This is a genomic window from Mycobacterium sp. E1386, from assembly GCF_001672745.1.
Taxonomy (GTDB): domain Bacteria; phylum Actinomycetota; class Actinomycetes; order Mycobacteriales; family Mycobacteriaceae; genus Mycobacterium.
Map to the genome: position 1 here is coordinate 1 of NZ_LZKH01000111.1, position 20,663 is coordinate 20,663.

22 protein-coding genes and 1 tRNA gene are annotated in these 20,663 nt (G+C 67.2%); 11 read left to right on the forward strand and 12 right to left on the reverse strand.

What is annotated here, in order from left to right; translation table 11 throughout:
• The 4 genes from menD to A5709_RS12265 form a co-directional block, all read left to right on the forward strand.
• Positions 1-1,576: 2-succinyl-5-enolpyruvyl-6-hydroxy-3-cyclohexene-1-carboxylic-acid synthase (gene menD / locus A5709_RS12250; RefSeq protein ID WP_068120085.1), on the forward strand; the 1,576-nt coding region annotated here is incomplete at its 5' end.
• A 7-nt stretch (positions 1,577-1,583) separates the two neighbouring features.
• The gene (locus A5709_RS12255) at positions 1,584-2,099 is read left to right on the forward strand and encodes a DUF3592 domain-containing protein (protein WP_156745031.1); all 516 of its coding nucleotides are present in this window, start codon (positions 1,584-1,586) and stop codon (positions 2,097-2,099) included.
• A gap of 88 nt (positions 2,100-2,187) precedes the next feature.
• Positions 2,188-3,342: a glycosyltransferase family 1 protein gene (locus A5709_RS12260; protein ID WP_068120087.1), complete on the forward strand. Its 1,155-nt coding sequence runs from the start codon at positions 2,188-2,190 to the stop codon at positions 3,340-3,342.
• A gap of 170 nt (positions 3,343-3,512) precedes the next feature.
• Positions 3,513-4,136 (forward strand): FHA domain-containing protein, encoded by a 624-nt coding sequence (locus tag A5709_RS12265; RefSeq protein ID WP_067950528.1) that lies wholly within the window; start codon positions 3,513-3,515, stop codon positions 4,134-4,136.
• Between the two features lie 12 nt (positions 4,137-4,148).
• On the opposite strand, the gene A5709_RS12270 is transcribed toward A5709_RS12265, so the two are convergent.
• Entirely contained in the window at positions 4,149-4,910 is a 762-nt protein-coding gene (locus A5709_RS12270) for an RNA polymerase sigma factor (protein ID WP_068120089.1), read from the reverse strand.
• A gap of 263 nt (positions 4,911-5,173) precedes the next feature.
• Here A5709_RS12270 and A5709_RS12275 point away from each other — a divergent pair, with 263 nt between their 5' ends.
• Entirely contained in the window at positions 5,174-5,452 is a 279-nt protein-coding gene (locus A5709_RS12275; RefSeq protein WP_231986963.1) for a hypothetical protein, read from the forward strand.
• Between the two features lie 85 nt (positions 5,453-5,537).
• Here the strand turns inward: A5709_RS12275 and A5709_RS12280 are convergent, their stop codons facing one another.
• A complete protein-coding gene (locus A5709_RS12280; protein WP_068120105.1) occupies positions 5,538-6,362 on the reverse strand; it encodes an SDR family oxidoreductase in 825 nt (274 codons plus the stop codon).
• 55 nt (positions 6,363-6,417) lie between these two features.
• On the opposite strand from A5709_RS12280, the gene A5709_RS12285 reads away from it, so the two are divergent.
• Positions 6,418-7,110: a demethylmenaquinone methyltransferase gene (locus A5709_RS12285; RefSeq protein WP_067950534.1), complete on the forward strand. Its 693-nt coding sequence runs from the start codon at positions 6,418-6,420 to the stop codon at positions 7,108-7,110.
• A 7-nt stretch (positions 7,111-7,117) separates the two neighbouring features.
• On the opposite strand, the gene A5709_RS12290 is transcribed toward A5709_RS12285, so the two are convergent.
• Both A5709_RS12290 and menJ read right to left on the reverse strand, forming a co-directional pair.
• A complete protein-coding gene (locus tag A5709_RS12290) occupies positions 7,118-7,471 on the reverse strand; it encodes a DUF732 domain-containing protein (RefSeq protein ID WP_068012047.1) in 354 nt (117 codons plus the stop codon).
• 106 nt (positions 7,472-7,577) lie between these two features.
• On the reverse strand, positions 7,578-8,804 hold the full coding sequence (gene menJ, locus A5709_RS12295) for a menaquinone reductase (RefSeq protein WP_068120091.1): 1,227 nt from the start codon (positions 8,802-8,804) through the stop codon (positions 7,578-7,580).
• A gap of 15 nt (positions 8,805-8,819) precedes the next feature.
• Here menJ and grcC1 point away from each other — a divergent pair, with 15 nt between their 5' ends.
• The 3 genes from grcC1 to A5709_RS12310 all read left to right on the forward strand — a co-directional run bounded on the left by grcC1 (position 8,820) and on the right by A5709_RS12310 (position 11,296).
• Positions 8,820-9,836, forward strand: a complete 1,017-nt coding sequence (gene grcC1, locus A5709_RS12300) for a nonaprenyl/(2E,6E)-farnesyl/geranylgeranyl diphosphat synthase (protein WP_068012048.1) — start codon at positions 8,820-8,822, stop codon at positions 9,834-9,836.
• Positions 9,837-9,919: 83 nt separating this feature from the next.
• Positions 9,920-10,774, forward strand: a complete 855-nt coding sequence (htpX, locus tag A5709_RS12305; RefSeq protein WP_067950542.1) for a zinc metalloprotease HtpX — start codon at positions 9,920-9,922, stop codon at positions 10,772-10,774.
• Between the two features lie 165 nt (positions 10,775-10,939).
• Complete coding sequence (locus tag A5709_RS12310) at positions 10,940-11,296, forward strand: type II toxin-antitoxin system HicB family antitoxin (RefSeq protein ID WP_068120093.1); 357 nt, start codon at positions 10,940-10,942, stop codon at positions 11,294-11,296.
• A 16-nt stretch (positions 11,297-11,312) separates the two neighbouring features.
• Here the strand turns inward: A5709_RS12310 and A5709_RS12315 are convergent, their stop codons facing one another.
• From A5709_RS12315 to A5709_RS12340, 6 genes are all read right to left on the reverse strand, one after another.
• Complete coding sequence (locus A5709_RS12315; protein WP_156768029.1) at positions 11,313-12,800, reverse strand: SulP family inorganic anion transporter; 1,488 nt, start codon at positions 12,798-12,800, stop codon at positions 11,313-11,315.
• Positions 12,801-13,111: 311 nt separating this feature from the next.
• Positions 13,112-14,137, reverse strand: a complete 1,026-nt coding sequence (locus A5709_RS12320) for an NAD(P)H-dependent glycerol-3-phosphate dehydrogenase (RefSeq protein WP_156673408.1) — start codon at positions 14,135-14,137, stop codon at positions 13,112-13,114.
• Positions 14,138-14,207: 70 nt separating this feature from the next.
• Positions 14,208-15,716 carry an NAD(P)/FAD-dependent oxidoreductase gene (locus A5709_RS12325; protein ID WP_067950550.1) on the reverse strand — a complete coding sequence of 503 codons (1,509 nt, stop codon included), beginning with the start codon at positions 15,714-15,716 and terminating at the stop codon, positions 14,208-14,210.
• 71 nt (positions 15,717-15,787) lie between these two features.
• Entirely contained in the window at positions 15,788-16,402 is a 615-nt protein-coding gene (locus A5709_RS12330) for an RES family NAD+ phosphorylase (RefSeq protein ID WP_197520130.1), read from the reverse strand.
• Positions 16,399-16,905, reverse strand: a complete 507-nt coding sequence (locus A5709_RS28030) for an antitoxin Xre/MbcA/ParS toxin-binding domain-containing protein (RefSeq protein ID WP_068120098.1) — start codon at positions 16,903-16,905, stop codon at positions 16,399-16,401. The genes A5709_RS12330 and A5709_RS28030 overlap by 4 nt, the downstream gene beginning before the upstream one ends.
• A 62-nt stretch (positions 16,906-16,967) precedes the next feature.
• Entirely contained in the window at positions 16,968-17,459 is a 492-nt protein-coding gene (locus A5709_RS12340) for a YajQ family cyclic di-GMP-binding protein (RefSeq protein WP_068120102.1), read from the reverse strand.
• 69 nt (positions 17,460-17,528) lie between these two features.
• On the opposite strand from A5709_RS12340, the gene A5709_RS12345 reads away from it, so the two are divergent.
• A tRNA-Tyr gene (locus tag A5709_RS12345) sits at positions 17,529-17,612 on the forward strand.
• A gap of 596 nt (positions 17,613-18,208) precedes the next feature.
• Here the strand turns inward: A5709_RS12345 and A5709_RS12350 are convergent.
• Together A5709_RS12350 and A5709_RS12355 are read right to left on the reverse strand one after the other, a co-directional pair.
• Positions 18,209-19,345, reverse strand: a complete 1,137-nt coding sequence (locus tag A5709_RS12350; protein WP_068120103.1) for a PPE family protein — start codon at positions 19,343-19,345, stop codon at positions 18,209-18,211.
• A gap of 709 nt (positions 19,346-20,054) precedes the next feature.
• Positions 20,055-20,522: a DMT family transporter gene (locus A5709_RS12355; RefSeq protein WP_369827317.1), complete on the reverse strand. Its 468-nt coding sequence runs from the start codon at positions 20,520-20,522 to the stop codon at positions 20,055-20,057.
• 4 nt (positions 20,523-20,526) lie between these two features.
• On the opposite strand from A5709_RS12355, the gene A5709_RS28415 reads away from it, so the two are divergent.
• The coding region (locus tag A5709_RS28415) for a DMT family transporter (RefSeq protein WP_304442538.1) at positions 20,527-20,663 on the forward strand (137 nt) is incomplete at its 3' end.

Genomic DNA, 20,663 nt, shown 5'->3' on the forward strand with positions numbered 1-20,663 from the left:
CGGCGGCGTCCGCGACGTGGTGCTGTGCCCCGGGTCGCGCAACGCGCCGCTGGCGTTCGCGCTGCAGGACGCGGACCGGTCCGGCCGGATCCGGCTGCACGTCCGCATCGACGAGCGCACCGCCGGCTACCTGGCCATCGGGCTGGCGATCGCCGCCGGCGCCCCGGTGTGCGTCGCGATGACGTCGGGCACCGCGGTGGCCAACCTCGGGCCGGCCGTGGTGGAGGCCAACTACGCGCGGGTGCCCCTGATCGTGCTGTCGGCCAACCGGCCCTACGAAATGCTGGGCACCGGGGCCAACCAGACCATGGAACAGCTGGGCTATTTCGGCACCCAGGTCCGCGCGGCCATCAGCCTGGGCCTGGCCGAGGACGCGCCCGAACGGCTGGACGCCCTCAACGCCACCTGGCGATCGGCCACCTGCCGGGTCCTGACTGCCGCCACGGGATCTCGCACGGCCAACGCCGGCCCGGTGCAGTTCGACATCCCGCTGCGCGAACCCCTGGTGCCGGGTCCCGAGCCGCACGGCGCCGCGGTTCCACAGGGACGGCCCGGCGGACGGCCGTGGACGTACACGCCGCCGGTCACGTTCGACCAGCCGCTGGACATCGACCTGTCGCCCGACACCGTCGTCATCGCCGGACACGGCGCGGGCGCGCACTCCAACCTCGCGGAGTTGCCGACCGTCGCCGAGCCGACGGCGCCCGCCCCGGCCAACCCCCTGCACCCGCTGGCCCTGCCGCTGCTGCGTCCCAGGCAGGTGATCATGCTCGGCCGCCCGACGTTGCACCGGCCGGTCTCGGCGCTGCTGGCCGACCCGAAGGTGCCGGTCTACGCGCTGACCACCGGGCCGCGCTGGCCGGACGTCTCGGGCAACTCGCAGGCGACCGGCACGCGGGCGGTGACCAGCGGGACGCCGAATCCGGCATGGCTGAAGCGCTGCGCGGAGCTCAACAGGCACGCGATCGAAGCGGTGCGCGGCCAACTCGAGGCGCATCCGCTCACCACCGGCCTGCACGTGGCCGCCGCGGTGGCCGACGCACTGCGGCCGGGAGATCAGCTGGTGCTCGGCGCGTCCAACCCGGTCCGCGACGCGGCGCTGGTCGGCCTGGACACGCACGGCATCCAGGTTCGCTCCAACCGCGGGGTTGCCGGCATCGACGGCACCGTTTCCACCGCGATCGGGGCCGCCCTCGCGTACGAGGGACGCACCGTCGCGCTGATCGGCGACCTGACGTTCGTCCACGACAGCTCCGGCCTGCTGATCGGCCCCACCGAGCCGACGCCGCGCAAGCTGACCATCGTGGTCTCCAACGACAACGGCGGCGGCATCTTCGAACTGCTCGAGCAGGGCGATCCGCGGTTCTCCGACGTGTCGTCGCGAATCTTCGGAACGCCGCACGACGTCGACGTGGGCGCTCTGTGCCGCGCCTATCACGTTGAGAGCCGCCAGATCGAGGTGGATCAGCTCAGCGCCGCCCTCGACGAGCCGGCAACCGGGATGCGGGTGCTGGAGGTCAAGGCCGACCGGTCCTCGCTGCGACAGCTGCATGCGGCCATCAAGGCGGCCCTGTGAGGGTTTCGTGAACTACCCGAAACGGGTGCTGCACATACTGATTCACGGCCGCAGCGATAAGCCGCCGAGCACCCCGTCAAGGATTGCGTTGCGCTGGGCGCGGATTGCGGTGCTGATCGTGGCCGGCTTGGTCACTTTGCAATCGGTCCTGCTCGTCGCGGGCGCGTGGCGCGATGACCTTGCGATCCAACACAACATGGGGGTGGCGCAGGCCGAGGTGCTCAGTGCCGGGCCGCGCCGCTCCACCATCGAATTCGTAACACCCGAGCGGGTCACGTATCGACCCGAGCTCGGCGTGCTGTACCCGTCGCATCTGGCCACGGGCATGCGGATCTACGTCGAGTACAACAAGAACGACCCGAATCTGGTTCGCGTGCAGCACCGCAACGCCGGGCTGGCCATCATCCCGGCGGGGTCGATCGCGGTGGTGTGCTGGCTGACGGCGACGGTCCTCCTGGTAGGCCTGGCGATGCTGGACAAGCTGCTGGATCGTCGCGCTGAGGCGGAAATCACACCCGCCTAGCGGGGTTCAAAGCGCCCGACCAGCAGATTTCGCGCGACGTATGCCCGCAGGCAACCTTCGCGACAGCCAGCGCTGACAACGTAGTGGTGTGCGCGTTGCCATCGTCGCCGAATCGTTCCTGCCGGAAGTCAATGGTGTCAGCAACTCGGTGCTCCGGATACTCGAGCACCTGCGCTTGACCGGTCACGAAGCCCTAGTCATCGCCCCGGACACCCCTCCCGGTCAAACCCCGGCGGATCGCATTCACGACGGGATCCGCGTACATCGGGTGCCCTCGCGCATGTTTCCCAAAGTGACCACGCTGCCCCTGGGTGTGCCGATGCCCCGGATGGTGAGCGTGTTACGCGGATTCGATCCGCACGTCGTGCATTTGGCCTCGCCGGCGCTGCTGGGTTACGGCGGCGTGAAGGCGGCCCGGTGGCTGGGGGTCCCGACGGTCGCCGTGTATCAAACGGACGTACCGGGTTTCGCGGCGAGCTATGGCATTCCCATGACGGCACGGGCCGCGTGGGCCTGGTTCCGTCATCTGCACAGCCTCGCCGACAGAACCTTGGCGCCGTCCAGTGTGACAATGGAATCACTTGTGGCGCATCGCTTCCCGCGGGTCCACCACTGGGCACGCGGAGTCGACGTGCTGCGGTTCGCCCCCTCGGCGCGTGACGAGACGCTCAGGCGGCGATGGTCGCCGCAAGCCAAGCCGATCGTTGGCTTCGTGGGCCGGTTGGCGCCCGAGAAGCATGTCGAGCGGCTGATCCCGCTGGCGGTCCGAGACGACGTGCAACTCGTCATCGTCGGTGACGGCGTCGACCGGAACAAGCTGCAAAAGGCAATGCCGACAGCCGTTTTCACGGGTGCGCTGTATGGCGAAGAACTCGCGACGGCGTACGCCAGCATGGACGTCTTCGTGCATCCCGGCGAGCACGAAACGTTTTGCCAAGTCGTGCAGGAAGCGCTGGCGTCGGGGTTGCCGGTGATCGCCCCCGACGCCGGCGGCCCACGCGACCTCGTCACGCCGTGGCGCACCGGCTTGTTGCTGGGTGTCGGCGAATTCGAGGCGAGGTTGCCCGCGGCCGTCACCCATTTGATCGACGAACGCCACCGCTACGCGCTGGCCGCCCGGCGCAGCGTGCTCGGCCGCAGCTGGCCGGTCATCTGTGACGAGCTGCTCGGCCATTATGAGGCGGTGCTCTCGCCGTTTGCCCGCAGGCGGATGTTCGCCAAGCGGTACGCGCAGGGCGGTTGAGCCAACGGTCGGCCCGGCGCCGGCCCACCCGCACGACGATTTGCTGTCGTCAGCTCGGCTGAATGCTTCTCGTGGCCGTGTCTTGGGCTTAACATCCAAGTTTGGTGCCGGATCGGCGCGGCAAGGGCTCTGATTCGCAGGGGCAGATCGGCCTGATAGGAGGGCTCAGTATGTCTTCCCATCTGGAGGTGTGGAAACCGTCAGGGCGGGAGCTGATCGCGCTGAGCGGTGAACGAATGACCCTCGGCAAGTCCTTGACCAACGCGGTGTCGTTGGAGCACGACCCGACCGTGTCCCGCGTGCACGCCGTCTTGGAGAACTTCGGTCAAGCGTGGTCGGTGCGCGACCTCGGTAGCCGCAACGGCACCTATGTCAACGGAGAAAAGATCACCGCGGAACGGATTCTGCGGTCTGGCGACGAATTGCGGCTCGGCAGTTCACGGTTGGTGTTCTGGATGACCAGGGGTGCGGACGATGCACCGGGCGATCAGGAAACCGAAACCGGCAAGTCCATCCTGCGACCGCCTCGGATGACCCAGCGCGAACTCGACGTCCTCAAAGTCTTGTGTCGCCCCTTCGTCTCCGACGACCCGTTTCCCGAGCCCGCATCGGTTCGCCGGATGGCCCAGGAGCTATTCGTCACGGAGGCGGCCGTCAAGCAACACCTGCAACACCTGTACGACAAGTTCGGCATCAACGCCGACGGAGATCGCCGGGTCCGGCTGGCCAACGCGGCCATCCGGCTAGGTGCCGTCAACCGCTCCATGCTGCGTGACCGTCGTACGCAACGGTGAGCGGCCGGGTGATTAGGAGACCTTGCCGAGCACCCCGCCGCCGAGCATGGCGACGGCATTGAGGGCACTGCGACGGTATTCGTCACAGGTGGGGCATGAGTCGATATGGCGGGCAATGCGTTTCCGCATCAGCACGGTGAACTCTCCGTCCCAGCCCGACAGCTCCGCGGCGAGCCGGGGGCACCCGTTCCGCGGGGCGCGCCTTGCCACCAATAGCGCACCCAGCGAGCGCTCGATGGTGTCGCGCAGCCGCTGCAGGAGCTTCTTGGTGGAGTCATAGCTGATGCCCAGCGCCTGCGCGAGCTCGGTTCCGGTCACGCCGCGGCGGTAGGCAAGATCCAGCACGTGCCGGTCCCGCTCGGACAATCCGCCGGCGGCCTGGTCGATCAACTGGCGGAGTTCGTTCTGGGCCGTCAGCGTAAACGGCCCCGGACCCGTCGCCACATCGTCGGGCAGCTCGTCACAGGCGGCCTCCCGGCGACGTTCGGATAGGACCCGCAGGGCGCGGCGACGGGCGATGGCGTACAGCCACGGCCTCAGCTTGTCCACGTCACGCAGCTTCGGCAACTCCGTCGTCGCGATGCAGAAGACCTCCTGCACGCAGTCGGAGGCCGCGTGGCGGTCACGCAGCATGCCGACGCAGTAGGCGTGCAGTGGGGCTGCATAGCGGTTGTAAATGCCGGCCAACGCCGCGCGATCGCCATTCGCCGCGGCGCGAGCGAGGTCCGTGTCGCTGATGATGCGGTTCTTCGGCACCGTGGTCATGAAAGTCATGACTGAAATGCTTGCGGTTGGTGGGTGATTTGGTAATTACCGCGGAAGCCAGTTTCCCCTTCCACACGGGAAGGGTTTCCTACCCATTTGGTAAGGGCCGGTCCTGGGGCACGCGTACGCCCACCGAGCCCGGGGTGGGCCCGCTCATAGGTAGCAGCACCGGCGACGTCGCAGTATGACACTTTCTCGCGAGGGTTGCGCGGGTTCGTCGGTGCGACGCCCATTCGCTACCCTGACTGCAGGTAAGTGGCGAGGCGAAAGAGTTGACCCGCAACAGAAATGGAATCGCAGCGATGATTACGACACGTGCCGAAGCGGCGCAATACGTCAAAGATGCCGGAGGTTTGAAGCTTGTCGTTTTTGGAGCCGATGGGCACGAGGTTGCAGCGATGTTCGTGCAAGGATCGGTGACCTACAACCCGGAGGAATCGACCTTCATCGCCGTCGCCGAGGACGGCCACCCGGTGGGCGAGCTGTTCGTGGACGAGTCGGTCGATTATGACGAGAACATCGATGCCTTCGTGATCCGCGCCCCGCGTTAGTCATCGAGGCGAGCCCCGCTCGCCAGCACCGAGCGGCCGACCACGATGGCCGCCATCGGCTGGTCCCTGAGCCGGTTGTCGCAGGCTACCCCTGCGCCAACTCGGCGACGGGCTGCCATTCCTCCCAGGTGCGCAGCCGGCTTTCATAGTCGGCCTTGGCCGTCGCCAGCGGCGAAGCGCCGAAAAACACTCGCAGCGGCGGCTTTTCGGCATTGACTACCTTCAGCAACGCGGCGGCGGATGCCTCCGGGTTGCCCGGGCTGGCCCAGCGCCTGCTGCGCTCGGCGTGGACGGCGGCGCGAACGTCGTCGTACGCCGGCAGTGGATCGGCGTGCTTGGCCGAATCTCCGGCCCAGTCGGTGTCGAAGCCGCCGGGCTCGATCAACGTGACGTGCACGCCGAACGGGGCGACCTCCAGGGCAAGCGCCTGCGAGAAACCTTCCAGCGCCCACTTCGACGCGTGATACATGCCGACCAACGGGAACGCGGTGATGCCCCCGATCGAGGAGACCTGGATGATGTGGCCGCTGCGCTGCTCGCGCAGGTACGGCAACGCGGCCTGGGTGATCCACAGCGCCCCAAAGACGTTCGTCTCTATCTGATCGCGGGCCTCTTGCTCGGAGAGCTCCTCGACGAAGCCGAACTGTCCGTAGCCGGCGTTGTTGACGACGATGTCCAGCCGCCCGAAGTGGTCGTGCGCCTGCTTGACCGCGGCGAAGTCCGCGTCCCGGTCGGTGACGTCCAACCGGATCGGCAACAGCGCGTCGCCGTACTTCTCGGCCAAGTCGTCCAGCGATGCGGTGTTGCGTGCCGTCGCGGCGACCTTATCCCCACGCTCCAGCGCCGCTTTCGCCCACGCCCGTCCGAAACCCCGCGATGTACCGGTGATAAACCAAACTTTTTCAGTCACGCAGCGGTACAACGCCGATGTCGCCACGTAATTCCCGGCGGGTAGCGTCTTCACCGTGAATCGCGCGGCGTTGGACAAGGACCCCCGGGATGTCGCGTCGATGTTCGACGGCGTCGCCCGCCGCTATGACGTGACCAACACCCTGCTGTCGCTGGGGCAGGACCGGTATTGGCGCAAGGCCACCCGCTCGGCGCTGGCGATCGGGCCCGGACAGAAGGTGTTGGACCTGGCCGCGGGCACCGCGGTATCCACGGTCGAGCTCGAGAAATCGGGGGCGTGGTGTGTGGCGGCCGATTTCTCGGTCGGCATGCTCGCGGCCGGCGCCGCGCGCAACGTGCCCAAAATCGCCGCCGACGCCATGCGGCTGCCGTTCGGTGACGACGTATTCGACGCTGTCACAATAAGTTTCGGTTTGCGAAATGTCGTGGACCCTCGGGCCGCGCTGCGCGAGATGGCGCGCGTCGCCCGTCCGGGTGGGCGATTGGTGGTGTGCGAATTCTCCACGCCCACCAATGGGATCTTCGCCACGGCCTACAAGGAATATTTGATGCGGGCGCTGCCGCGGGTGGCGCGCGCGGTGTCAAGCAACCCGGATGCCTACGTCTACCTCGCGGAGTCGATCAGGGCATGGCCGGACCAGGCGAGCCTGGCGCACGACATTTCCCGTGCCGGATGGGCGGCGGTGCGGTGGCGCAACCTCACCGGTGGCATCGTGGCCTTACACGCGGGGTACAAGCCCCTGCGTTGAGAACGAGCTAGTGGGTACCGGCCCGCTGGACGAAGCCGATCTGGTCGGGGCAGTAGTGGTCAACCGCGGCGCCGAGGAACTGGAACGCCTGGCCCTGTGTGGTGCCCCGCGGCAGGTTCCGCTGAATGAAAGTGGCCGACTTGTACGGGTCGCCGTCCACGCCCCTGGCGATCCGTTCGCACGTGATCTTGCCCAGCCACGCGAGCTGGTCTTGCGGCTGGTAGATGCCGAAGCCGTTGACGGTGTTCTTGAACGGCGCGTCTTGGTCGTTGGGCGGCGGCGGGGAGGCCAGCGCCGGAGCGGCCAACGCGATGGCGGCGGCGGCCAGGCCGCCGATGGTAGCTAGCTTCGTTCCCCTCATTAGCCGGACTATACACCTCGGATCCGGGGCGCGCCGAAAAATCCCCGACGGCGGCAAGCGCACGGGAAGGCCCCTTTACGCACGTCAATGGGGGTATTCGATTGGTTCAGGCGAACGGCACCCGGCGATCGATGAGCCGGGACAGCCGCCCGCCGGCCCGCCAGGCCCGCGCCACCCAGTCGGCGTCGTCATCGGTGACCAGGTTGGCCATCACCCGCACGGCGATGGTCATCAGCTTCGGGGAGCGCATCGCAATGGGTCCCGTCGCGGGCAGGAACCGCTGAAAGGTCAGCAACAAGGCCAGCCGGCGCGCGACCGAGAACCCCCGGCCGTAGTGCTGCTGCAGCAGCGACGGCCACACGTGCGAGAGATCGCGACAGTCCAGCAGTTCGGCCGCCAGCCGACCCGTTTCCAGCCCGTAGTCGATGCCCTCGCCGTTCAGGGGGTTGACGCACGCCGCGGCGTCGCCGATCAGCATCCAGTTGGGCCCGGCCACCCCGGACACCGCGCCGCCCATCGGCAGCAGCGCCGACGACACGGCCCGCGGGGGTCCGGCGAAGCCCCACTCGTCGCGGCGCAGGTCGGTGTAGTAGTTGATCAGCGGTCGCAGCGCGAGATCGGCCGGCCGTTTCACCGTCGACAATGCCCCGACGCCGATGTTCACTTCCCCGTTGCCCAGCGGGAAGATCCAGCCGTAACCCGGCAACACTGCGCCGTCGGGGGAGCGCAGCTCCAGATGCGACGTCAGCCACGGGTCGTCGGCGCGCGGAGTGGCCAGATATCCGCGGGCCGCGACGCCGTAAACCGTCTCCTGATGCCAGCGCCGACCCAGCTTGCGGCCTAGCGACGACCGGGCCCCGTCGGCCACGATCAACTGCCGGCAACCGACCTCCGTGCCGTCGGCCAACGTCAGCGACACCACTCGTCTGGATGAGTCATGATGCACCGCAACGGCTTTCGTTCCCAGCATCATCCGCGCACCGGAATCCTCCGCGACCTTGCGGATCCGGTCGTCCAACTCGAGACGGGCCACCGCACTGCCGGTCGAGGGAAACGACGGGCCCGGCCAGTCGACTTCCACCTCGCCGCCGAACCCGCTCATCCGCAGGCCGCGATGCCGGATGCGGGTGTCCAGCCACTCGCCCAGCCCCAGGCGCTCGCACTCGGCGACCGCGCGCGGGGTCAGCCCGTCACCGCAGGGCTTGTCTCGGGGAAAGCTGGCGGAGTCGATGACCAGGACGTCGTTGCCCGCGCGCGCGGCCCACGCGGCGGCAGCCGAACCGGCGGGTCCGGCGCCCACGACCACCAGGTCGGCTTGGGTCTCCACGCTCACCAGTATGTTGGTCGGGTGAGTACTCCGGCGACGGTGGTGGCGGGCGTTGACTTCGGTGACCCCGCGTTCGCCGCGACGGTGCGCGACGGCGTCGGGCGGATCGAGCAGCTCATGGACACCGAACTGCGCAGCGCCGACGACGTGATGACCGAGTCGCTGACGCACCTATTCAAGGCCGGCGGCAAGCGATTCCGGCCGTTGTTCACGGTGCTGTCCGCCCAGATCGGCCCTGACCCCGACGCGCACGACGTGACCATCGCCGGCGCCGTCATCGAACTGGTGCACCTGGCCACGCTGTATCACGACGACGTGATGGACGAGGCGGAAGTGCGCCGCGGCGCACCCACCGCGAACGTCCGGTGGGGGAACAACGTCGCAATCCTGGCCGGCGACTACCTGTTCGCCACGGCGTCGCGGCTGGTCTCGAGGCTGGGGCCGGAGGCCGTGCGGCTGATCGCCGAGACGTTCGCCCAACTGGTGACGGGACAGATGCGCGAGACGCGCGGCCTGACGGGCCCGGCCGAAGGGGCCGACCCGATCGAGCACTATCTGAAGGTGGTCTACGAGAAGACCGCCTGCCTGATCGCCGCGGCGGGCCGGTTCGGCGCCATGTTCTCGGGCGCCGACGCCGAACAGGTCGAGCGGCTCAGCCGGCTGGGCGGCATCGTCGGCACCGCCTTCCAGATCTCCGACGACATCATCGACATCGACAGCGACTCGCACGAATCCGGCAAGCTACCCGGCACCGACGTCCGCGAGGGTGTGCACACCCTGCCGATGGTCTACGCGCTGCGCGAACCCGGGCCCGATGCGGCGCGGCTGCGTGAACTGCTGGCGGGGCCCATCGAGGACGACGACGCGGTGGCCGAGGCGCTCGCCCTGTTGCGCGCGTCGCCGGGCATGGTGAAGGCCAAGAACACGCTGGCCGAATATGCGGCCCAGGCGCGCGACGAACTGGCCCTTTTGCCCGACGTTCCCGGCCGGCAGGCGCTGCAGACGCTGGTCGAGTACACCATCAGCCGGCACGGATAGCGCGTCCAGGAACCCCAGAGGTCCCCTCGGGCGTTCAATTGACAACAGTCAAGCAATGAACGGGCTCTCGTAGGAGGACACCGATGACCTGGCATCCGCATGCCAACTGGCTGAAGACCTTCGCCCTGTTGGTCGGCATGTCCGCGTTGATCGTGTTTGTCGGCTCGCTGTTCGGCCGGACGGCGATGTGGCTGGCGGTGCTGTTCGCCATCGGCATGAACGCCTACACATACTTCAACAGCGACAAGCTGGCGCTGCGGGCGATGCACGCGCAACCGGTTTCCGAGCTGCAGGCGCCGGTGATGTACCGGATCGTGCGCGAGCTGGCCACGGCCGCGCACCAGCCGATGCCCCGGCTGTACATCAGCGACACCAACGCGCCCAACGCGTTCGCGACCGGACGCAACCCGCGCAACGCCGCCGTGTGCTGCACCACCGGCATTCTGGACATCCTCAATGAGCGTGAGCTGCGCGCGGTGCTCGGACACGAGCTTTCCCACGTCTACAACCGCGACATCCTCATCTCGTGCATCGCCGGCGCGATGGCGTCGGTGATCACCGCCCTGTCCTACATGGCGATGTTCTTCGGCGGCGGAAACCGGGAGGGCGGTAATCCCTTTGCGATGCTGCTGGTTTCGTTGCTGGGCCCGATCGCCGCGACGGTGGTCCGGCTGGCCGTGTCCCGCTCGCGCGAGTACCAGGCGGACGAATCGGGCGCGGTGTTGACGGGCGACCCGCTTGCCTTGGCGTCGGCCCTGCGCAAGATCTCGGGTGGTGTTCAGGTGGCCCCGCTGCCGCCGGAGCCGCAGCTGGCCAGCCAGGCGCACTTGATGATCGCCAACCCGTTCCGTGCGGGCGAGCGCATCGGGTCGCTGTTCTCGACGCACCCGCCGATCGAGGACCGCATCCGGCGGCTGGAGGAGATGGCGCGGGGTTAGTCACATGCTTGGGGAGCCGGGGTCTCCCGGAGGATGCGTGGGTCGCCGTTTTTGATAGCGCCCGTGCTATCAAAAGCCGCGTGAGCCATATGGTCCGGACAGTCCCCACGTTCCTGGGGATGAGTGATTGCCGTTTTTGATAGCGCCCGTGCTATCAAAAACCGCGTGAACCGCTACACCTACCGCGCGCAGTGGTTGCCCGACTACAACGAGTACCTGGGCGTGTGTGTCGAATTGCCCTACATGAGGCGCGAAGGGCCGACCGCGCCGCAGGCCGTGGCTGCCATCGAGGAGGCCGTCAAGGAGCATGTGGAGGGCCTGCGCGCCACCGGGGAGCAAGTCCCCACGCCGCTTTCCGAACGCCGCTACAGCGGGAAATTCCTCGTCAGAACGTCGCCGCAGCTGCATGCCCGCCTGGCGCTGGAAGCCATCGAGCAGGGGGTGCCGATGAACCAGTGGATCGTCCAGAAACTGAGCGGGCGGACGCCGAGCAGCACCTTCGGGCTCTCCGGGTGGGACTAAGCCGGCCGGCCCAAAATCATGCAGCCGCCCCGGGCCTTTCGGGTTCAATGGCTTCCCTTGCATCCCTGCGAGCGGAATGGCCCGTCTCGAGCCTTCCCCGGATGTGGACCGTGCCGCCGTTGGCCTCATGCTGGTGCTGCCAGTCGCTGATCGCCTGATGCGCAGCGTGATCCAAGTAGTGCACCGAAACCTCAACGGTGGCAACGGATCCGGCGGGTATGGACGCGAGCACCCGGGTCAGCCGCGGAAGCGCCAGGAACGTGCAGGCCGCACCCTCGATCACCACCCGCCATTCGTCGTCGACGGCCTTGGCATCGACCCTGGCCCGGATCACCCGCCAACCGGTCAGCGCGATGGCCAACGCGAGCCCGATCAGCACGCCGTGCAGCAGATTGAGGAAGACGACGCTGACCGCGGTCACGATGTACACGGCGAGATCGCCGTGCTTCATCGCGGTTTCGATGTGGGCCGGCTTGAGCAACTGAACGCCGATCACAATCAGCAGCCCGGCGAGTGCGGCGGTGGGGATCTCTTCGACCAACTCCGCGAAGGGGACGGTGAACAACAGGATCCAGACGCCGTGCATGAAGGCCGAGGCGCGCGATTTGGCGCCCGCGTTGACATTGGTGGAGCTACGCACGATGACACCGGTGACCGGCAGCCCACCGATGGTCCCCGACACGATGTTGGCGGCACCCTGCCCGACCAGCTCGCGGTTGAAGTCGGTGCGCGGCCCGTTGTGCATGCGGTCGACCGACACCGCCGACAGCAGGCTCTCGACGCTGGCGATCAGCGCGACGGTGATCACCCCGATCGCAACCGCGCCCCAGTTGCCGTGCGGGATGTCGGGCAGTTGCAACGCGTCCAGCGGCGACCCGTCGAGGTCGATCCGGCGCACATGGAACGGAAAGACGACCGACACGACGGTCACGGCCACGATGGCGACCAACGGCCCGGGAACGCGGCGCACCTTGGGCGGAACCCACCGCCAGGCCACCAGGATGGCGATCACCATTACGCCCAGGATGACCCCGGGCCGATGCGCGCCGATGATCTGGCCCGGCAGGCCGATGAGATTGTGCCAGGCGGTGCTCTTGGACTTTCCGCCGAGCAACACGTGCGCCTGCTGCAGCGCGATCGTGATGCCGATGCCGGCCAGCATCGCGTGCACGACCACCGGCGAGATCGCCAGGGCGGCCCGTGCGACGCGGCTGAGTCCCAGCAGCACCTGCACGGCACCAGCCGCGACGGTGATCAAACACGTTATGCCCCAACCGAAGTCGGATACCAAGTCGGCGACGACGACGGTCAAACCGGCGGCGGGGCCGCTGACTTGCAGCGGCGACCCGCCGATCGCGCCGACCACGATGCCGCCGACGATCGCGGCGATGAGGCCGGCGAGCACCGGGGCGTTGGAAGCGATCGCGATCCCCAAGGACAAGGGAAGTGCGACCAGAAAAACTACGAGTGAGGAAGGAAGGTCGTGGCGGATGAGCGATCGCACGCGATCTTTGCTTGAGTCCTTGGCCTGGTCGGGAGGTTGATTGCCGAGCTGTTCGATGTTTTGCACCGGTCTCGTCCCTCGTTAGGAGTTAGCGGGGGAACTTCCGATATCCGCCCCATATTGCGTTGTATTACGTCGGCGTAACACCTTGTCGCACAAACGGTTACAACCCGGCCGGATGCGCAGGATCATGGCCGGGAACCCCTGGCTGCGTTAGTGACGGTATTTTGCTGGCAAACCCGCGGTCAAGCGAACGGGCCCAGCCCATATGGAACGCAAAGATTTAAATTCCGCGCCATGTGACGGACATTTCAGAAGCCGGAACCGTGCACCTCGTGGCCCGGGACCTCGGCGATGAGGCCCCGGTAGGCCTCTTCGACGGTCGACCCATGGTTGATCACCGCGTCGACTTCGCGGGCGATCGGCATGTTCAGCCCGAACTCGTTGGCGAACTCCATGATCACGCTGGCGGCCTTGACGCCCTCGGCGACCTGGTTCATCGAGGAGATGATCTCGTCGATCGGCTTGCCGGCGCCCAGTTGTTCACCGACGTGGCGGTTGCGGCTGCGCTGGCTGGTGCAGGTCACGATGAGGTCGCCCAGCCCGGCCAGGCCGGGGAACGTCTCGGGATTGCCGCCCAGGGCCACGCCGAGCTTGGTCATCTCGCGCAGCGCGCGGGCGATCACCAGCGCACGGGTGTTTTCCCCGATGCCCAGCGAGTAGCCCATGCCGACCGAGATGGCGTAGACGTTCTTCAGCGCCCCGGCCATCTCGACGCCGATCACGTCGTCGGTGGTGTACACCCGGAAACGCCGGGTGCGGAACAGCCCGGACAGCCGGGTCGCCAGATGCTGGTCGGGCATGGCCAGCACCGCCGCGGCGGCGTAGCCCTCACCGACCTCGCGCGCGATGTTCGGCCCCGCCAGGATGCCCGCGGGATGGCCGGGCAGGACCTCCTCGATGATCTGCGACATCCGCATATTGGTGCCCTGCTCGAGCCCCTTGACCAGTGACACCACCGGCACCCACGGCCGCAGTTCCTTGGCCAGCTCGGCCAGCACGCCCCGGAAGCCATGGGAGGGCACGCCCATCACCACGACGTCTGCGGAGTTCGCCGCCTCGGCGAAGTCGGTCGTGGCCCGCAGGGTGTCGCTCAACACGACGTCATTGCCGAGATAGCGGCTGTTGCGGTGCTTCTCGTTGATGTCGCTTGCGGTCTCCTCCGAGCGGACCCATTGCAGCGTCGGCCCGCGGCGCGCACAGATGGACGCCACCGTGGTTCCCCAGGAACCGCCACCAAGGACAACGACGTTGGGTTCGCGCATCTGAGCTGCCATGGCGATCAGCGTATTGCCGACACCTCTCATTTAGTAGCGGTTCACAAACTTCGGATCCGCACGACCATCCTCAACCCGCCAGGGGTGCCCGGTCGGACGCCCGGCCGAACACCATCGCCTCCTCGATGCGGTCGAAGCGATAGTCGATGGCGTCGGCGAGGTAGTTCTGCCGCACGTTCCAGGGCCGCTTGGTTCCCGATTTCGGCAGCGCATGCACCGAGCGCAGCACGTAGCCGGCGTTGATGTCCCACGACGGCTTCTCGGTCATCGGCTCGTTGCCCCGATGCGGGTAGGCGTGGGTGTAGCCGTGAGAGGTCATGTGCGCCAGCAGCTTTGCCGTGGCCCGGGCGGTGATGTCGGCGCGCAGCGTCCACGATGCGTTGGTATAGCCGACGCACCAGAACAGGTTCGGCACGTCCTCGAGCATGTGGGCCTTATAGACGAAGCGGTCGTTGGGCTTGATCTCGTTGCCGTCCAGGCTGATCGCGGTCCCGCCCAGGGCCTGCAGCTGCAGGCCGGTGGCGGTGACGATGATGTCGGCGTCGAGGTGGCCGCCGGATTTCAGCGCGATACCGGTCGCGTCGAAATGGTCGATGTGGTCGGTGACCACGTCGGCGCGGCCGGCGGCGATGGCGTTGTACAGGTCCGCGTCGGGGATCAGGCACATCCGCTGGTCCCACGGGTTGTAGCGCGGTTTGAAGTGGGTGTCGACGTCATAGCCGGCGGGCAGGCTGCTGATCGCCTTGCGCCGCAGCAGCCATCGCACCAGCCCGGGCGCCTTGCGGGACAACGCGAAGAACACCGCCTCGGTCAGCGCGCTGTACATCCGGACGATCAGGTGGGCGGGCTTGCGCGGCAATACTTTCCGCGCGACGGCGGCGACCTTGCCGTACTTCGACGCCGAGATCAGATATGTGGGCGAGCGCTGCAGCATGGTCACCTTCGCGGCCCGATCCGACAGCGAGGGGAGCAGGGTCACCGCGGTGGCCCCGCTGCCGATCACCACGACCTTCTTGCCGCTGTAGTCCAGGTCTTCCGGCCAGTGCTGCGGATGCACGACGACGCCACCGAAGGTTTCGATGCCGGGGAACTCGGGGGTGTAGCCCTCGTCGTAGTTGTAGTAGCCGCTGCCGAAGAACAGGAATCGGCCGCGGTAAAGCTTTTGCGCGCCGTCCTGCTCGACGGTGACCGTCCAGGTGTCGGTGGTCGAATCCCAGTCGGCCGAGCGGACGTAGCTGTTGAAGCGGATGTGGCGATCGATGCCGTACTTGCGCGCGGTGGCGGCCAGGTACTCGCGGATGTGCACGCCGTCGGCCACGCCTTCCTTTCGCGTCCACGGCTCGAACGGGAAGGACAACGTGAAGATGCTGCTGTCCGAGCGAACCCCGGGGTAGCGGAACAGGTCCCACGTGCCGCCGATCCGCGCGCGCCGCTCCAGGATCGTGTAGGTCAGCCGGGGATTGCTCTCGCCGATCCGGTAGGCCGCGTCGATGCCGGAGATGCCGGCGCCGACGATGATGACGTCGGAGTAGTCGGCCTCGGTCGGTGTCTGGCCGGCTTCCTGGGGAGTCACGGTCATCGTGAACCTCGCTCACATCGTGGGACTGGTCACTACATTAGGCACCCACCGGTTGGCCGGGCCAGGGATCGTCACAACGGCTCCATCAGCACGTCGACGTGCAGCGGCGCGCACCGGTCGATCAGCCAGATCTGGTCGGCGGGGCTGGCGAAGATGCGCGCGTGAGACGGGTCCTGCGCGAACGTATTCGGGCAACGGTCGCCGAAGAAGACGTAGGCCTTGGTGTCGTTGCATTGCCGCGACATCCACACCAGCCCGTCCAGCCCGGCGCGGTGCGCGGCCTCGGCCCACCGCACCGTGGTGTCGTAGCTCGACGCCGGGCTCGCCGTGAGCTCGGCGGCGGTGACTTTGAGGCGTCGCAGCCCGGTGCCGTGCAGGACGCCCAGGCGCACGGGACGGGTCACTTCCAGCCGGACGAGCACTTTGTCCGCGTATTGGTCGTAGGGGAGCAGGCCGCCCTCGACGGGGATGTCGTGCAGCAGCGTCTCGGCGATGGCCGCGTCCTCGGTGTCGGCCGCGTACATGATCGGCACGACCGGGTCGCCGAAGAAACCGAAGCGAGTGCGCGCGCCGATGCCGGGGTTGAAGTCGGTGGCGGTGCGTGTCGCCGACAGCACGCGGTAGAGCGGGTGTCCCGCCGGCAGGGTGGTGGTGGCCGGGTCGAACGGGTCAGGGGGTCGCCTCACCACGAGACGGCCAGGGCCTCCGCAGCAACCGCGACGACGCGGTCCGGATCGGTGGCGAGGCGGTCCACGGGCCGCTCCCCGTCCAGGTAGGTGGTGGGCGAGCACAGCCACTGCACCAGCCCGGCCTCCGACCAGCCGTTGTCTTCCGCGACCTCGCGCAGCCGGGCGATGACCGCCAGCGGCTTGCCGTCCGGGCCGAACTGGAAACCGGGATAGGCGAGGTAGTTGCCGCGCCGCACGGCGACCAGCGCCTTGTTGCGGTGGGCGGTGGTGGCCAGGTTGCGCGGTACGCTGGACCGTGAGCCCATCCGCTTACCGGCGTCGGTGCTGCTCAGCATCCCGAACTCGGCCTCGATGCGGGCATACAGATTCTGCTCGGCCTGCACGGCCCGCGCGACGGCGGGCTCGGTGTAGACGGCGACCGACGACAGCGCGATGCCCACCGCATGGGCGCTTTCGCGCAGGCGCTCGTGCGCGGTGGCCAGTTCGGCGACGGTGGTCATGGCGATCGCTCCAAAGTTCGGTTCGTGCAGTTCATTCTACTGCACGAACCGAACGCTGGCAGCTACCGGTAATTGACGAACTGCAGCGCGACGTCGAGGTCGGCCTGCTTGAGCATCGAGATGACGGCCTGCAGGTCGTCGCGCTTTTTGCTGCTGACGCGGATCTCGTCACCCTGGATCTGCGTCTTCACGCCCTTGGGCCCGTCGTCGCGGATCAGCTTGGTGATCTTTTTGGCGTGCTCGCTGTCGATGCCCTGCTTGAGGGTGCCGCTCACCTTGTAGGTCTTTCCCGACGCCTGCGGTTCACCGGCGTCAAAGGCCTTCATCGAGATGTCGCGGCGGATCAGCTTCTCCTTGAAGACGTCGATGGCCGCCTTGACGCGTTCCTCGGTGGACGACGTCAGCTCGATAGCCTCGTCGCCCTTCCACGCGATTGTGGTGTCGGTGCCGCGGAAGTCGAAGCGTGTGGCCAGCTCCTTGGCGGCCTGGTTGAGTGCGTTGTCGACCTCTTGGCGCTCGACTTTGCTGACAATGTCGAACGATGAGTCCGCCATTCGATCCGTCCCTTCATCCCGTGATGGCCGTTTGTGCTTTGTCTACCCCCTCGTTGTAACCTGTCTGGCGGCAGGTTGCCCGAGCGGCCAATGGGAGCGGACTGTAAATCCGTCGCGAAAGCTTCACAGGTTCGAATCCTGTACCTGCCACCAACGTTCGTGAGGGACCAGGTTGTGCCGCCGCGGCCGGACTCAGTGCAGGTTGCGTGCGCTGGGCGCCCCAACGGGTGCAGGGCTACGTGAGAACGCTAAAACCCGTGCCGCGGGCACAGCGTTACCCACAAACCTGGCCCAACTGTCCGTCGACGGGGCTCGCGCCCTCGCAATCGCCCAGCAGGCGTCTGCGCATGCCGTTATCGGGCCGGAATTGGTCGATGCATGCCTGATAGGCGGCGGGGTCGGCGATGCTGGTGCAGCGATCGCCGGGTTGTGCTTGCGCTGTCGGAGCGCAGAGGAGTGCCAGTGCTGTGGCTGCTGCCGCCGACGCGCCGATTATTAACGTCTTCATTGGCCAGTCCTTTCCGCACCGCCCGATGGCCACTGATTATGGGGTAGATCGGGATGGACGGCGACTTGGCGCGCATGAGGCAGCCGCCGAAAATCCGACCAGCAAACTAGTCAGATCAATCGTCAATCAGGCACCCGAGCGGCGCCGCTGTCTCCGGATCTTCATGACCCAGGGTAAACGCTTGCAGCACAACGTAGTTGGGCGAGAAGGGACGACAAATGCGCACGGGCAAGCCCGCGTCTCATCCGCCTGACGGAGGTCGCCGCATGATGCTGCCGAAGATCGGCGGCCCATAGCCCTTTTCGTCGGGCTTATCCCGCTGGGCTTTGCGTGCCCCCGGTGGCATCGGCGGGATGAACATCGGGGTGAGCGGCGCGCCCTCGGCTGTCGTTGCCATCAATGGGGCCTGAGCGGCGGACAGCTGGATCGGGGCGGTAACCGCCGACGGCGGGACCACGAGGTTGCCGACGTACATGCCCTTACCCAGAGAGGCCGTGGCGGAACTCTCGATCGCGCCGGCCGTACTGGCCGTAGCGGCGGGCGGGGCATAGATATTCGGTGCTCCTCCGACGGCCTCGGGGCCGGTGATGTTGTAGGCAATGGCCAGGTTGCGGGGCGTGGGGGCCAGGACGTCCGGGAACTGACCGGGGTAGAAATCGTGGCCGCCCGTGACCAAACCTATGAAGGCCTGCGGGTTGAAGACGCCGCTGCTGACCAGGTTTTGCAGATAACCGTTGACGGTCTGAACAAACGGGTTGGCGAAGAATTGCGTGGGGTCGGGTGCGGCTGCTGCCGGGGCGCCGAGTAGCGGTGCGGCCGTAACCGCCCTGCCCACCGCGGCCGTTTGAACCGTAGCGGCGGCCGGAGTGGTCATCGGGGACGGGGCGTTGAACGTCGGCATCGCCATGGTCTGCAGGCTGCTGGCGTGATAGCCCAGCATGGCGGTCGTGTTATCCGCCCACATCTGCAGGTACTGGAGCTCGGTGGCGGCGATCGCGGGGAAGTTGATGCCGAACACGTTTGTCGCGATCAGATGAGCCAGCAGCGCGCGGTTGGCGGTCACCACGCTGGGATGCACCATGGCTGCCTGGGTGGCGGCGAAGGAGCTGGCCATCGTGGTCGCCGCCATCGACATATGAGCGGCCTGTAGCGAGGTGGTCTGTAGCCAGGCGACATAGGGGAGCGTGGATGCGGTCATCGCCGTCGCTGACGGCCCCTGCCAGGGAATGCTCGTCACGATGGAGGCGTAGCCGGCGGCGGTTTGTCCGAGCTCGATCGCCAGCTGGCGCCAGGCCTCGGCAGCGGTGAGCCACGATCCGGGCCCGGGCCCTGAATGAATTAGCGCCGATGTGATCTCGGGAGGAGCCCAGAAGTCCATCCCGACCCCCCGTCAAAGCTTGGAGTCGATAATCCTGATGCCGCGCGTACAGGCCTGCGCGGCCTGTCGTCCGCCACGGAACCGATTTTCGCGTCCCACGTGTTGTCCCTTTCGGTGGCGTTCCTGTCTGGTACATGGCCCGATCCGCCGATTTACAGCCTATGCGCCCGCGCGGCCACTCACTTCGGGAATCGTGAGATTCGGCTGGTCAGCTCGCGGCGCCAATTTCAGCACGTGGATGCACGTGCGGGCCGGGGCCGCAATCAGTCGAAAACCCGTCGCACACACAAGCCCTGAGTGCTGAACGCGGCTGGCCGTCAGTGCGCTTGCGCGTTTAGAGGGTTGCCAACGCACCAGGAGGCGCGGGCTTTCGAACCCAGGCGTCGCGACAAATTTGGCCCAGTTGTCCGTAGTCGGGGCTGGCCTGACAATTGCCCATTCGGGGGCCTTCCATGGGGCCATCGGGCGAGGGTCTGTTGATGCAAGCCTGGTAGGCGGTGGGATCGGTGATGCCGGCACAGGGGTCGTCGGCGCGCGCTTGTGCTGGTGGAATGCAGAGGGCTGCCAGTGCTGTCAGCGCCGCCACGGACGCCCCCTTTGCCCTCCTCATCAGTTCTTCCTCTCCGACCCGATGACCGATTTAAGCCATAACCCAGTGTCGCACTTCGTGATGAGGGCAGTCGAGTATCGCGCAATCAGACTGGAGGGTTCACCCACCCAAGCGTTGCGGCGACGGCGGTTTCGGCTCGTCTAGGGTCCTGACGTCGCGGCCGGCGCCGGCCGACACGGTCGCGGCCTCGCCGCGAGCCAGCCCCACCGTCGCGACGATCACCAACACCGCCGCCACCGCCAGCACGACCCAATCGAAGCCCTGGGCGTCCAACGTCTCGCCGAGCACGGTGATCCCAAGGACCGCGCCGACAACGGGTTTCGCCGCGATGATCGTCGGCAACGACGCGGTCAAAGCCCCTGCGCGGTAAGCCGATTGATGGAAGATCATCCCGGCCGCCCCGCAGAACACCCAGCCGTACACCTCGGGTCGGGTCCACAATTGGTCGGGGTTGTGTTCGAGGATGTCCACCACGCCCTTCATCAGCACCGCGAACACCGCCAGCAACGAACCGGCGACCGCGGCCAGCAACAGCGCGGCGCCGCACGTGTGGCTGATCGTCGCCATCGCGATGGGTCCGCCGCTGCTCCTGGGGTTGCTGGGCGCCCGGATCTGGTCGGACCGTCCGGTGGCCGCGCTGTTGCTGGCCGCGGTCGCCGGTTCGTTGCTGGCGGTGTTCGCGGTGCTGATGAAGGGCGTGGTGGACAT

Excerpts from the sequence above, each read along its gene's own strand:
- A5709_RS12340 (WP_068120102.1), bottom strand. The coding sequence starts at position 17,459 with ATGGCGGACTCATCGTTCGACATTGTCAGCAAAGTCGAGCGCCAAGAG.
- A5709_RS12320 (WP_156673408.1), bottom strand. The coding sequence starts at position 14,137 with ATGGCAGCTCAGATGCGCGAACCCAACGTCGTTGTCCTTGGTGGCGGT.
- A5709_RS12270 (WP_068120089.1), bottom strand. The coding sequence starts at position 4,910 with ATGACTTTCATGACCACGGTGCCGAAGAACCGCATCATCAGCGACACG.
- A5709_RS12325 (WP_067950550.1), bottom strand. The coding sequence starts at position 15,716 with ATGACCGTGACTCCCCAGGAAGCCGGCCAGACACCGACCGAGGCCGAC.
- htpX (WP_067950542.1), top strand. The coding sequence starts at position 9,920 with ATGACCTGGCATCCGCATGCCAACTGGCTGAAGACCTTCGCCCTGTTG.
- A5709_RS12265 (WP_067950528.1), top strand. The coding sequence starts at position 3,513 with ATGTCTTCCCATCTGGAGGTGTGGAAACCGTCAGGGCGGGAGCTGATC.
- A5709_RS12290 (WP_068012047.1), bottom strand. The coding sequence starts at position 7,471 with ATGAGGGGAACGAAGCTAGCTACCATCGGCGGCCTGGCCGCCGCCGCC.
- A5709_RS28030 (WP_068120098.1), bottom strand. The coding sequence starts at position 16,905 with ATGACCACCGTCGCCGAACTGGCCACCGCGCACGAGCGCCTGCGCGAA.
- A5709_RS12355 (WP_369827317.1), bottom strand. The coding sequence starts at position 20,522 with ATGGCGACGATCAGCCACACGTGCGGCGCCGCGCTGTTGCTGGCCGCG.
- A5709_RS12350 (WP_068120103.1), bottom strand. The coding sequence starts at position 19,345 with ATGGACTTCTGGGCTCCTCCCGAGATCACATCGGCGCTAATTCATTCA.